Below are 12,211 nucleotides of genomic sequence, written 5' to 3'. Positions count from 1 at the left end.
TGGTTTTCAGTCGATGGTGAGGTCGAGGGGGGTCTCTTTAATGAGGCGTTTGAGAATGTCGTTGATGAGGACGCCGCGGAGGGCGCTTTCGGGGTGGACGAGGCAGCGGTGGGCGAGGATGAGGGGGACAAGTTTTTTAACATCGTCGGGGAGCACGTAATCGCGGCCGTGAATGCCGGCATATGCCTGACTTCCCCGATACAAAGCATGAGAACCGCGCGGGCTGGCCCCCACAATCAGGTCCCGGTGTTTCCGCGTGCCGGCAGTCAGGCGCACAATGTAGCGGCGGACCGTATCATCCACATGCACATCCCAGACCTGGCGCGCCAGATCAGGCAATTCCCGCCCATCCACCACCGCCTGCAACCGCTCAATCGGATGCTCACGCCCCAGGTTCAACAGCATCTGGCCTTCCGTCTCTTCATCCAGATACCCCAGGCTCAGGCGCATAAAGAAGCGGTCCAACTGCGCTTCCGGCAGCGGAAACGTCCCCTCATACTCAATCGGATTCTGCGTTGCCAGCACAAAAAACGGTCGTTCCAGCGGGCGTGTCACCCCGTCTACCGTAATTTGCCGCTCGCCCATGCTTTCCAACAGCGCCGACTGCGTGCGCGGCGTCGCTCGATTGATCTCATCCGCCAGCAAGATATTCGTAAACGCCGGGCCCGGAATGAAATTAAACGCGCGCGTCTGTTGATCGAAAATCGACACGCCCGTGACATCATTCGGCAGCAAATCCGGCGTGCATTGCAACCGCTTAAACTGAACCCCCAGTGAAACCGCCAACGCTCGCGCCAGCATTGTCTTGCCCACGCCCGGCACATCTTCCAACAGGACGTGCCCTTCACACAGAATGGACACCATCAACATTTCAATGGCGCCACGCTTGCCGATAATCACGTTTTCGACGTTATCAATGACGCGGTTGGCAAACGATTGCAAATGATTCATCTGGCGTCTCCGTTGAAAAGAGGGTGAGAGGGTGGTGGGTCGCTGAGAACACCGAAAAAAACAGCCTCTGGGCTTTGCAAAAAACCGGGTTTGTAACGATTCTATGATCCCAATGTTCTTCCCGGAAGCGCCATTTCAAGCCCAAAACGCCTCATCATTCAAATCATTTGGCATCAAGACAGCTTCCGGGCAGGCGGTTGAGAATGATTACGATGGTTCAACCCTTGCACGAATCTTACCAGAGGGAATAGGCGGGGGCAATGCAGCACCCCGGCGCGAATCTTTCCGTCCGGGTGCGCGGAACTTTTGTTGATAACCCATAAGCCCATTGCCGCTCACAGAAATACGGGCAACACAAGTTGTTTCCGCCCGAGTCCAGGGCGGGGGGCGAAGCGCCCTGGCGCGGAATAGTATTCGCCCCACAAAAATGACGGTGCCCACAAAAGCCCCGCGCACCCTTCCGCCCATTTTGTAGTTGCCTGATCAGGCGCAAGTCATACAATACACTTATGGACGCTCTACCCTGGCAACGCCGCATTGCCCGCAGCTTCACATTACAAGTCGCCCTCATCGGCAGTGTTCTGCTGTTCATGTGGCTCACCGAGGCAGCGGACACCTTCCTTTTCCGTGGCGGGCTGGATCAATTTGGCGTCTGGCCGCACCATCTGTTAGGATTACGCGGCATCCTCTTTGCTCCCTTCTTGCACGCCAACTTCGCTCACCTGGCAACGAACAGCGTTCCGTTTGCTTTTCTTGGCTGGTTGATCCTGGTGCGTGGCTGGAGTGACTACCTCATTGTCACGCTGGTCGTCATGGTCAGCAGCGGCCTGGGCGCCTGGATTTTCGGTGCGCCCAACTCCATCCACATTGGCGCCAGTGGCGTGGTCTTCGGTTATTTTGGCTTCCTGCTGCTGCGGGCCGTCTATGAACGCAGTCTTGTTGCCATGAGCAGCGCCCTGGTTGTCATCCTTCTTTATGGCAGCTTTATTTGGGGCGTGTTTCCCCTGATAATGGGTGTTTCCTGGCAAATGCACCTCTTTGGCTTCATTGGGGGCGCGCTCATTGCTCGCTCACTTGCTGACCGACGCGCGCCTGCTCTTAATGAGGAATCAGCCGACGATGACCATCTGGTCATTGATTACGGCGACCTGGAATACCCCGAAGACATGATCCGCCTCACGGATATCAATTTCGACGCCTTCGATTTTGACCTCTACGATCCAGACGATCCCGACTCCGATGGGCGCGCCTAAAACCACCCGTCCTGTCAACCCCCATTCCCCTTATGTAAACGCTCTCTGGAAATTGGACCAATTTCACGCGCTCAATGATCATTTTCACCAGAGAGAATTGGTCTGATCTGGCTTAGCAGCTACCCCCTTATAACCAAAAGAAAACTCGCTGACGCTCGTTTCCCGTTTGCTGGTCAGCGTACAACACTTTTTGGAGGAACCCCATGGCTACCGCGCGTAACAAGATAGGCTTTCACCTGGCGGAAGGGGGAGACCCCACCGGTATTGGCGATTGGATGCAGCGGTTGAATGAGCAGCGCATCCCATTTTTCATCAAAACCGCGGATTCGATGCGTGGTCTGGATGAAGCGCAGGACATCGTGCGCCAGAATCAGGCGCAGGGCATTGACGTGCCCCATGTATCCGTCTTTCGTCGTTCCGGGCAGTTGGACGGCGACAATCATTTTGATATTCCCCGGTATGATCTGGAGCCGGAGGCGGCGGCGGCGGCGCATTGGCAGTTGCACAAGCCGCGCTTCCCTGCGAACCTCGACCCGGCCATTACCTGGGTGGAGACCATCAACGAGGTGCGCAAGGAGGTGAATTGGTGTGACTGGTTGGGCAAGTTTGCCTGGCATACGGCACAGCGCGCGCTGGCGGATGGGTATAAGTTCGCCGCTTTTGGCTTTTCCGCGGGGACGCCTGACGTGACGCAGGGCGCGTGGGAGACGGATGGGATGCTGCAATATCTGGAACTGTGCGCGGAGCATCCCCGGCAGTTCGGCGTGGCGCTGCATGAATACAGCTACAGCATCAACGACATCTGGCGTGAGCCTGGTTTTCTGGTGGGGGGATTCAAGTGGTTGTTCCGCGCCGCGGATAAGCACGGTATCCCGCGCCCGCGCGTGTTGATTACGGAATGGGGCTGGGAGTATAACAATGTGCCCGATGTGCCGCCGGCGATGCAGCACATTCGGGAAGTGGCGGAGATGTACGCGCAGTTTCCCGAGGTGCTGGGGGCGGCGATCTGGTATCTGGGTGGTGGATATGGCGATATTGCCCAACGGGCGCAAAAGCTGATCCAACCGGTGAGGGATTTTACGCTGGCGCACCCGTTTACGGTGGTGGATGAGTCAGCCCTGGTGGTGCTGCCGGGCGAGGAGGCGAACGAAGGGACGCGCGGCGTGCAAAAGCGGCAGCCACGTCCACCGCGCACGTATGGGGCGCGATTTGTGGCGCACGGGCTTGTGGCGGAAGGGGAGGAAGTGGAAGGCAATCAGCTTTTCCGCAAGACGTGGCGGGTGCAAAACAGCGGCGATCTGACCTGGGATCAGAACTGCACGGTGCGGCTGCTCAATGGCCGACCGATGACGAAGGATCGGACGCAGCCGGTTCCTGATGTGTCGCCCGGCCAGGAATCCGAGATTACCGTGCTGCTGCGGGCGCCGCAGAATGCCGGCACATACAGCGCCCGCTGGCAATTACACGATCCGAATGGCGAGCCGTTTGGCGACAAATTCACCGTGGCGATCACCGTGCCGGAACCGGAGGAGATGGGCAGCTTCGACAGCATTTACGTGAACGACGTGACGATTCCCGACAACAGCGTGATAGTGGCCGGGTCCCAATTCGTGAAGACCTGGCGCGCGCGCAACATTGGGGAGCGTACGTGGAAGGCGGGTTGTACGCTGGTGCATCACGCTAATGAATTGCTGGATGGGATTGGTCATCCCGTGCCGGCAATTTCGCCAGGAGCCGAGGGTGATTTGTCCGTTACATTTCGCGCGCCGGGCATTCCGGGCATCTACCGCGGCGATTGGATGCTGGCAGATCCCACCGGACAGCCGTTTGGCGACTTCTTTTTCGTGTTGATTCAGGTTGTGCCCGCCGTGCATGACATTACTTTCATGAACGACGTGACGATTCCCGATGGGAAGCGGATGCAGCCGGGAGAGACGTTTACGAAGACGTGGGCAGTGCGCAACAACGGTAATACGACGTGGGAACCGGGATTTGCGATTAGCTTTGCTGCCGGCATTCCCCTGACCCCCATCCTCCAGCGCCCACTCCCCCTTGTCTCCCCCGGCGCACTCGTCGAGCTTTCGCTTGAACTCATCGCCCCCACAACGCCCGGTATCTATCGCAGTGACTGGCGGCTGCTCGATCCCCAGGGCAACCCCTTCGGGCAATTCCTCTGGACCATCATTGAAGTGGTCTGAGCCAGGTCCTGGTCACCTTCCCGGAAGTTGTCGAGCTTCCGGGAAGGTTTGATAGAAAGTCCCAGGCCTATCCTAGTTGCAAAGGCTCGCCCTGACCATCGTCGTCAAACCACTTGATCTCCACTTCAAGGCTGTGCTGCATTCCTTTCGACTTCTTATCTTCGTCTTCCACCTGAATTTCCAGAATTAGGCTGTGTGGAAGCTGCAGCGTGATCTCTTCATTACCCTGGCGTAGCACAACCTGGCCTTCCGCCAGCTTGTCAGCCAGTTGATGCAAGAACGCGCTCACATCGGGACGATTCATCCGTTCTTCGCTTTTGAACAACCTTACTTCTTTACCCATTAGTGATCTCCTTTCGTCGGTCACCTTCATCCGCGGGAGAACCGGTTCCTTCCGGAATGTGTCAATCGTCGTGATTGCATACAAAAACGAACCGCGACTATACAGGTCATCTGCCCAGATTGGACCAATATGCTCTGGTTAAATCCTGTTAATGTCTACAAAATTGGTCCAATCTCTCGGAGACGTGAATAGTTACAACGAACCTTCCCGGAAGCTCACGCGCAGGCCGGCGCTGTCTCGTAAACAGCTTCCGGGCAATCCATCACATTGTGGTTGACAAGACGCTAGTGTCCTGTCACGCAGAAAACGATGGATACGCGCCGTAGGACAAGACGCTGTCTTGTCCGGTCAATTCAGCGAATTGACCTACGGTTTCCCATCAAACGCCCTCGACAGGACACTCGTGTGCCGTCACGCATAAAACGATGGATACACGCCGTAGGACAAGACGCTGTCTTGTCCGGTCAATTCAGCGAATTGACCTACGGTTTCCCATCAAACATCCTCGACAGGACACTCGTGTGCCGTCACATAAAACGATGGATACACGCCGTAGGACAAGACGCTGTCTTGTCCGGTCAATCAGCGAATTGACCTACGGTTTCCATCAAACATCCTCGACAGGACACTCGTGCCGTCAAGCATAAAACGATGGAAACGCGCCGTAGGACAAGACGCTGTCTTGTCCGGTCAATTCAGCGAATTGACCTACGGTTTCCCATCAAACATCCTCGACAGAACACTCGTGCCGTCACGCGAAAACGATGGATACGCGCCGTAGGACAAGACGCTGTCTTGTCCGGTCAATCAGCGAATTGACCTACGGTTTCCCATCAAACGCCTTGACAGGACACTCGTGTGCCGTCACGCAGAAAACGATGGATACCGCCGTAGGACAAGACGCTGTCTTGTCGGTCAATTCAGCGAATTGACCTACGGTTTCCCATCAAACATCCTCGACAGGACACTCGTGTGCCGTCACGCAGAAAACGATGGATACGCGCCGTAGGACAAGACGCTGTCTTGTCCGGTCAATTCAGCGAATTGACCTACGGTTTCCCATCAAACGCCCTTGACATGACACTAGATGTACAAATCTCTCCTGCCGTAGCCCAGGTAGGCGCCTGCCAGGGCGACCACCACAATAGCCGCGGAGAGGAGCAAATAGAGGGGCGCAATGCGGGCATCGTGCAACAGCGTGGCCGGATCAAAATACTTGAAAGGTGTGAAGTATTTGAGAAATTCAAGATTCTTGCTCAGTGTGGCTATGATCGAAAGGATGTAGGTGACGAGCAAGACGGAGACGGCCAGAGACCCGGCGCGTTTGTGTCGTTTCATGGTGCATCCCAGGAAAATTCCGACGGCAACAAAGATCAACTGCATGATGAAAATTGCCGGCATCCCCAGCGAAAGGAAGCCATAGAATTTACCGTCCGGTTGGAAATCCCGCGCGCCGACGACGGTAGCGCCCCAGGTCACGAGCAACAAAATCGCACAGTTCAAGACGACCGCGGCCGTTTTCGCCGTGATCAACCGGCTGCGCGTGACCGGCAGCGTGAGCGAAAACTCCACCGTTTTGTCCCGCTCCTCTTTTGAGATGATATCGCTGCCCCACATCGCCGCGGCAACCGATAAAAGCAGGGCGAAGTAGGTATACATCACGCCGAAAAAGCCCGTCAACGTCGTCAGGTTGAACGCGCTCAGGTTGAACGCGGCGAGCGCAGCCTGGGGCATACTGTCCAGGATTGCCAGCAGTTCTGGATTATTGTAATACGCCGTAAATTTGGAAAACCCTACCAGCACAAACAAGACGACGATCACGCACCAGATGATCAAAGATTTCAAATTCGCTCTCAATTCTCGAAGAAAGATGTTCATTTTCTTCTCCTACACTGCCGAAGGAATGTTTCTTCGACCATACAGCCAATAGCTCCCGACAATAGATACCACGATCACACCCACGCACAACAGCACCAGGGGCAGATCGAGGGCGGCATTCTTGATGATGTAGTTCGGCTCGAACTGTTTGAAAGGAGAGATAATCTCTACGCTGGTAGTGCCGAGCATCCCGCTGAAGGCATTCACCAAATACAAACCAAACACCAGAGCCATCGAAAAGGAGGTGACACTGCGAATCCGTTTTGTCAGCAGCGAGATCACCATCCCAACTGAGAGGAAGTACAACTGGAAGATAACGATACTAAGCAGCAAGACCAGCAGCGCTTTGGTGTCGTACTCTTTTCCGTTGGCATACAGGCTGATAAAGACAAAACTGCTGACCCAGACAACCAAATTCGTGATGGTCAGGCCCGTCAAGGCAGCCAGCAATTTGCTGTTCATGATACGCGACCGCTTCACGGGTTTAGCCAGCAGGAAATCAGCCGTAAACTCTCTTTCCTCCACCGAGACCAGTGAAAACCCGTAATTGGCTGCCTGGATAGCCAGACAAATCTGGCAGAAGAGGAAGGCAAGCCCGAAAAATCCCAGGATGGTGGACATATCCATATTTTCCATGCCGAAGGCGATCAATAATTCCCTCGGGAATTTCGACATAGCCTGACTCAACAAAGCCGCATCCCCGGCCATGCTCGAAAAGATAGCCATGAATACAAAAATGAGGATCGCCAACGAAACCGACCAGATAATGACTGACCGGAGACTCATTTTGATTTCCTGTTTGTAAATGTTCATTGCCGATCCTTATTCATAGTAGTGCATAAAGATCTCTTCCAGGGTTGGTTCCTCGATGGTCACATCACGGATTTCTTTCTGGCTGATGATGTGCAGCATGGCGTTAATATCACCCTTGAAGAAGAAACTCACTGCGCCATTTTCGCGCGTCAGATTGCTGACACCCGGAATTTCAAAGCGTTTGCCTTCCAACCCTTCGGCCATCACCCTGATTTTCTTGTAGTTATCCTGTTGCAGGGTTCTGATGTCCTGGATGTTGATGATGCTGCCCTCTTTGATAATTGCTACCCGATTGCACATCTTTTGCACTTCCCCTAAGATATGCGATGAAAAGAAAACTGTAGCGCCGCGGGCATGTTCCTCACGGATCAGATTGAAGAATTTCTGCTGCATGAGCGGGTCCAGTCCACTGGTAGGTTCGTCCAGCACTATCAGTTTGGGCTGGTGCAGCAACCCCTGCACGATCCCTACTTTCTTCTTGTTGCCATAGGAAAGGTCGTCAATGCGGCGTTTCAGGTCCAATTCCATCAAATCGGCCAGCTCATGTAATCGCTGCGTGCAATCTTTGTTGTAGAAACTGGCCGAGTAGTTGAGCAAGTCAATTACTTTCATCCCCTCGTAATAGAACACCTCCGAGGGCAAGTAGCCAATCTCCTGGCGGATCTCCGGGCCGGCGGTAATACAATCCTTGCCGAAGATTCTTGCTTCGCCGCTGGTCGGGAAAATCAGCGCCAAAAACAGGCGGATCGTGGTAGATTTGCCCGCTCCGTTCGGACCAATGAACCCGAAAATTTCGCCTTCCTCCACGGTAAACGACACATCCTCGATGCCACGGGATTTGCCATAATACTTGGTGAGATGATTGACTTCAACGATGTTCATAGTGAGACTCCTCTTGCTTGATCAAAATCCGTCCCGCGGGTGGGGTGAGACACAGATACAGCCCCACAATATCGAGCAGTCAGGGTTCGTGCAAATCAACTTTGGACTATCCACCAAGCGCGAACCCTTAGGACTGACGATGAAATTAAGTACGGAATTGCATCGTCAGTTTGAAGGAACGGCAAGAAAACAACTTCGTTGTCTTATTTAGTTTCCGTTCCTTAGTTGGATACAGTATAAGAACTTGGCCCAAACATGACAAGACGAAATCGTGTTTGTTGCACCCTTTCACTCATCCTTGCGTATAGGGAAACATGGGGTCGGGAAGCGATTAAATGTTGCTTGCTTCAGATTGGTTCATTCTCCAAAAATGAACTAATCTTAAATTTGGGATGCTCACTAAAAAGGAATGGAAGGAAAGATGGCGACAAGACGTATTTCTACACAGTTATTTCTAGGTGTGCTGATTATTCTGGTGGGAGTGGCGCTGCTGTTGCAAAATCTGGGGGCAGGGGATGTCTCCAGTCTATTCAAGTGGATACCTTCGTTGTTCATTCTGTTGGGCTTGTGGCAGTTGTTGAGCAATGGGTTCCGTTTCTGGACAGGCCCCCTGATCTTGATTGTGGGCGGGTTGGCGTTTCAACTGGCCGCGCTGGAGGTGGTGGAAGTGGAATCCATCCTGTCGCTCTGGCCGCTGTTGCTGATCATCATTGGCGTGTCGATCATGCTTGGGCGGTCGGGGACCTGGAGTGGAATGCGCAAGGGCGCGGTGATGGACAGCGCGGCGCGGGTGAACGTGTTTACGATGTTTGGTGGGGATGAGCGGGTGGTCACGTCGCAGGCGTTTGAGGGGGGCGAGGTGACGGCGGTGTTTGGCGGGGCGACGCTACGTCTGGATAAGGCCAATGTGACCGCAAAACCGGCGGTGCTGAATGTGTTTTCCATGTTTGGCGGCGTTGGGGTGGAGGTTTCGCCGGACTGGCTGGTTGAGCGGGATGTGTTGGCGATTTTCGGCGGTGTGTCGGATAAGCGGCGACAGCGGAAGATGCTGGAAGGGGAACCTTCCGATTTGCGGATTACGGGGTTTGTGGCGTTTGGCGGGCTGGACATTAAGCCGCCAAAAGCTGATTAGTTGGCGGCGTGTCAGGCGGGGAGTTTGCGTAGCAGTTCGGCTTCTCGTTCACGGGAAATGCCGGCACGCCACGTCCCCTCTCCCCGCTCTCCCAACCACGCCAACGTATCCCGCACCGTCTGCGCCAGCGGGCAAAACGTGAGGCCATCCCTAATGGCCTTGCCCACATCCGTCGTGGAAAAGCCATCATACGACCCATCCACGTTAGGGACCCACAGCGGCATCTCCGTCCACGGCGTCACTCCCTCCGCCAGCAGAAACGCCGCATCGGCCCACCGCAGCGTGGCATCACTGCCACTCACGCGCACGCATGTTTGCAGCACGTCTTCCATGGTCAGCGGATAAGCCGGTCCCGTGGCGTTGTAGACTCCCGTTTTTCCCGCTTCCACCAGGCGAATGTTCCACGCCGCCAGGTCACGCGCATCAATGATCTGCACCGGTTCCGTGGCGGGGGCGGGAGCCAGCACCGGGCCGCCGGCGGCAATGCGATGCGGCCAATACGTAAAGCGGTCGGACGGATCGTGCGGCCCGACGATGAGGCCCGGACGAATGTTCAGGGTCCGTCCCGGCAGCGCCGCCTCCACCGCCTGCTCGCACAGCGCCTTCAGCGGCCCGTAGGTTTCCCCGGTGACTTCTTCCACGCTCTCGTCCGCCAGTTTGCCCACCGGATACGATTCGTCCATATTCGCCTGACGAAAGTCGGCGTACACGGAAATGCTAGAGATAAACGTGTAGTGGTTCACGGCATCCGCCAGCAGTTCCGCGCTGGCCCGCACCACGCGGGGCACGTAGCCGCAGGTGTCGATGACGGCATCCCAGGAGCGACCGCGCAGCACCGTCAGGTCTCCCTGGCGGTCGCCGCGCAGTTTCTCCACGTCTGGGAAGATGCCGGCATTGTGTTGGCCGCGATTAAATAGCGTCACCTCATGACCGCGCGCCTGAGCCGCCATCACCAAATGCCGCCCTAAAAAGACCGTTCCACCCAGGATCAATATCTTCATACGGATGATCAGAAGATTGGTCCAAACGGAAAGTTTGGACCAATCTGGTAACTAGCCGGCAAGAAATTCTTCCAGGCTGCTCTTGGAAATGCGATAGGCCGCGCCGATTTTGCGCGCCTTCAGGTCGCCGGCTTCGATGGCGGCGAGTACGTCCGCCTCCGTGACTTGCAGGTAGGTCGCGGCCTGAGCCGGCGTCATCACGTCGGGCATGTCGTTGCCGACAGCCGCGGCGGGTTCAGCGGCGGGGGGCGACACAGGCTGCTGCTGGCGCATCTGCTGCTGCATCATTTGCTGCTGCTGCATCGCGCCAATCCCCATCATCCCCAGGCCCAATTCGCCCAGATTGCCGCCAGACGGATTTTCGGCGGCGGCGCGGGCGGCGTCCGCGATCTGCATCTGAGTGTAGTCCGTGCCATACCCCATCTTGGTGACGACGCTGAGAGAGTCGGGATGGAGGCCGAGACGGATGTTGAAATCGACCAGCGTGAGGCCGACGGCGTCGAATTCCGTTTGCAGGAGTCCGGCGAGGAGGTTGTTCAGTTCCTGAGAGAAGGATTGCAGTTGCGCCGGTCCCAGGCTCTTGGCGGTCGCCAGTTCGGACATTTTGTCCTGCATGAAGACGCCCAACATGGGATCGAGGCGCTCTTTGATCTGCGCCAGGCGCACGCTTTCGCGGAAGGCGTCCATGGCGTTGAGGAAGCGCCAGGGGTCTTTTACCTTGACGACGTAGGTTCCGTTACCGACCATGGCGCTGGCCCCCGGCGGTCGGTTGAGATGTTCGACGATGATGGGGTTGGCCGTGCCCCATTTGAGCGTCATGTCGGTTGTTTTGACATAATAGACGTCAGCGGTAAAGACGTTTTTGCCCCCAAACAGCCCCTTTTCCAGCAAATCGGTGAGCCAGGGGACGTTGGCGGTGGTGAGAACGTGGGTTCCGGGGTCGAGTGTGCCCAGCGATTCGCCGCTGCGCACGAAAATGGCGGTTTCGCCGGGGTTGACAATGCAGGGGGAGCCGAGGCGAATGTCGCCCAGGCCGCCGCGCGGGAACTTTTGTACGATTTCGTCTCGTAGCCAGGATTCGATGGCGACGCGATCAAATACTCGAGCCATAGTTATTTTCTCCTCTCCAGTTCTGGGAAGGTTGCCAATCTTTTGCCTTCAGATTTTTGCCGTTACCGTCAGCCAATGCCCATGAGGACTTCGGTGCGGGTGTTGAAGTTGGCGTTGGCTTCGCGGGCAGTGCCGCTCATGGTGCGAATGGCCGCGCCGATGTCGCCGCCATCGATGACGGCGGCGTTGAGGGCGTCGGCTTCGGCGGCGAGTTGGTCTACGAAATCCATCATGCCGGCATCAAACGCATAAACGCGCGCCAGGTCCTCCTCCTTGATCTTTACCGCATCAAAGAAACCGGCGTACCCTTGCGGCGCATCCTTGACCTTGCCCGCCAGCCCCATCAGCCGCGTATCTACTTCGCCTAGTGGCTCCGCATATTCCATCGCCAGCAGAATATCGCGGCTCAATTCCTGGTGGACGCCACCCAACTGCACCCTGATCGCCTCAATACGGCTGGCAATGGTCTGGCGCAGCAATTGGTCCGCCTCACGACGACGGCTGCGCTCAATGTAACCGTCGAATCCGGGGATTTTGCCGGCAAGTTTGCCCAAAGCCGTCGATTCGTCACTAATTTTCCCAAATAGATCGGGAACAGGGGAATCTTTCATGTGGATTGCTCCTTGTGGTCAGTGTGATATCGACCGGCG

At 56.0% G+C, this 12,211-nt stretch carries 11 protein-coding genes; 3 read left to right on the top strand and 8 right to left on the bottom strand.

What is annotated here, in order from left to right:
• Window positions 1-6 precede the first annotated feature (6 nt).
• The gene (locus H6650_04760; protein ID MCB8951308.1) at window positions 7-951 is read right to left on the bottom strand and encodes a MoxR family ATPase; all 945 of its coding nucleotides are present in this window, start codon (window positions 949-951) and stop codon (window positions 7-9) included.
• Between the two features lie 509 nt (window positions 952-1,460).
• On the opposite strand from H6650_04760, the gene H6650_04755 reads away from it, so the two are divergent.
• Window positions 1,461-2,204 (top strand): rhomboid family intramembrane serine protease, encoded by a 744-nt coding sequence (locus H6650_04755; GenBank protein MCB8951307.1) that lies wholly within the window; start codon window positions 1,461-1,463, stop codon window positions 2,202-2,204.
• Between the two features lie 203 nt (window positions 2,205-2,407).
• Window positions 2,408-4,402, top strand: a complete 1,995-nt coding sequence (locus H6650_04750; protein ID MCB8951306.1) for a hypothetical protein — start codon at window positions 2,408-2,410, stop codon at window positions 4,400-4,402.
• Window positions 4,403-4,469: 67 nt separating this feature from the next.
• Here H6650_04750 and H6650_04745 read toward each other — a convergent pair whose 3' ends face one another.
• The 4 genes from H6650_04745 to H6650_04730 all read right to left on the bottom strand — a co-directional run bounded on the left by H6650_04745 (window position 4,470) and on the right by H6650_04730 (window position 8,318).
• A complete protein-coding gene (locus H6650_04745) occupies window positions 4,470-4,745 on the bottom strand; it encodes an amphi-Trp domain-containing protein (protein MCB8951305.1) in 276 nt (91 codons plus the stop codon).
• A gap of 1,083 nt (window positions 4,746-5,828) precedes the next feature.
• Window positions 5,829-6,623 (bottom strand): ABC transporter permease subunit, encoded by a 795-nt coding sequence (locus tag H6650_04740; protein MCB8951304.1) that lies wholly within the window; start codon window positions 6,621-6,623, stop codon window positions 5,829-5,831.
• Between the two features lie 9 nt (window positions 6,624-6,632).
• On the bottom strand, window positions 6,633-7,436 hold the full coding sequence (locus H6650_04735) for an ABC transporter permease subunit (GenBank protein ID MCB8951303.1): 804 nt from the start codon (window positions 7,434-7,436) through the stop codon (window positions 6,633-6,635).
• Window positions 7,437-7,445: 9 nt separating this feature from the next.
• Window positions 7,446-8,318, bottom strand: a complete 873-nt coding sequence (locus H6650_04730; GenBank protein ID MCB8951302.1) for an ABC transporter ATP-binding protein — start codon at window positions 8,316-8,318, stop codon at window positions 7,446-7,448.
• Between the two features lie 421 nt (window positions 8,319-8,739).
• Between H6650_04730 and H6650_04725 the strand changes: the two genes are divergently transcribed.
• Complete coding sequence (locus H6650_04725) at window positions 8,740-9,450, top strand: hypothetical protein (GenBank protein MCB8951301.1); 711 nt, start codon at window positions 8,740-8,742, stop codon at window positions 9,448-9,450.
• Window positions 9,451-9,461: 11 nt separating this feature from the next.
• Here the strand turns inward: H6650_04725 and H6650_04720 are convergent, their stop codons facing one another.
• From H6650_04720 to H6650_04710, 3 genes are all read right to left on the bottom strand, one after another.
• Complete coding sequence (locus tag H6650_04720; protein ID MCB8951300.1) at window positions 9,462-10,451, bottom strand: NAD-dependent epimerase/dehydratase family protein; 990 nt, start codon at window positions 10,449-10,451, stop codon at window positions 9,462-9,464.
• 51 nt (window positions 10,452-10,502) lie between these two features.
• Complete coding sequence (locus tag H6650_04715; GenBank protein ID MCB8951299.1) at window positions 10,503-11,561, bottom strand: SPFH domain-containing protein; 1,059 nt, start codon at window positions 11,559-11,561, stop codon at window positions 10,503-10,505.
• A 68-nt stretch (window positions 11,562-11,629) separates the two neighbouring features.
• Window positions 11,630-12,172 (bottom strand): hypothetical protein, encoded by a 543-nt coding sequence (locus H6650_04710; protein ID MCB8951298.1) that lies wholly within the window; start codon window positions 12,170-12,172, stop codon window positions 11,630-11,632.
• Between the last annotated feature and the right edge of the window lie 39 nt (window positions 12,173-12,211).

Source organism: Ardenticatenales bacterium (assembly GCA_020634515.1).
Lineage (GTDB): Bacteria > Chloroflexota > Anaerolineae > Promineifilales > Promineifilaceae > JAGVTM01.
The sequence above is the reverse complement of the archived record's forward strand: the minus strand, read 5'-3'. Positions and strand labels throughout refer to the sequence as shown.

What these genes read in the sequence shown, in the direction of transcription:
- H6650_04745 (MCB8951305.1), bottom strand. Translation starts at nt 4,745, where the DNA reads ATGGGTAAAGAAGTAAGGTTGTTCAAAAGCGAAGAACGGATGAATCGT.
- H6650_04740 (MCB8951304.1), bottom strand. Translation starts at nt 6,623, where the DNA reads ATGAACATCTTTCTTCGAGAATTGAGAGCGAATTTGAAATCTTTGATC.
- H6650_04725 (MCB8951301.1), top strand. Translation starts at nt 8,740, where the DNA reads ATGGCGACAAGACGTATTTCTACACAGTTATTTCTAGGTGTGCTGATT.
- H6650_04750 (MCB8951306.1), top strand. Translation starts at nt 2,408, where the DNA reads ATGGCTACCGCGCGTAACAAGATAGGCTTTCACCTGGCGGAAGGGGGA.
- H6650_04760 (MCB8951308.1), bottom strand. Translation starts at nt 951, where the DNA reads ATGAATCATTTGCAATCGTTTGCCAACCGCGTCATTGATAACGTCGAA.
- H6650_04735 (MCB8951303.1), bottom strand. Translation starts at nt 7,436, where the DNA reads ATGAACATTTACAAACAGGAAATCAAAATGAGTCTCCGGTCAGTCATT.
- H6650_04755 (MCB8951307.1), top strand. Translation starts at nt 1,461, where the DNA reads ATGGACGCTCTACCCTGGCAACGCCGCATTGCCCGCAGCTTCACATTA.
- H6650_04710 (MCB8951298.1), bottom strand. Translation starts at nt 12,172, where the DNA reads ATGAAAGATTCCCCTGTTCCCGATCTATTTGGGAAAATTAGTGACGAA.
- H6650_04715 (MCB8951299.1), bottom strand. Translation starts at nt 11,561, where the DNA reads ATGGCTCGAGTATTTGATCGCGTCGCCATCGAATCCTGGCTACGAGAC.
- H6650_04730 (MCB8951302.1), bottom strand. Translation starts at nt 8,318, where the DNA reads ATGAACATCGTTGAAGTCAATCATCTCACCAAGTATTATGGCAAATCC.
- H6650_04720 (MCB8951300.1), bottom strand. Translation starts at nt 10,451, where the DNA reads ATGAAGATATTGATCCTGGGTGGAACGGTCTTTTTAGGGCGGCATTTG.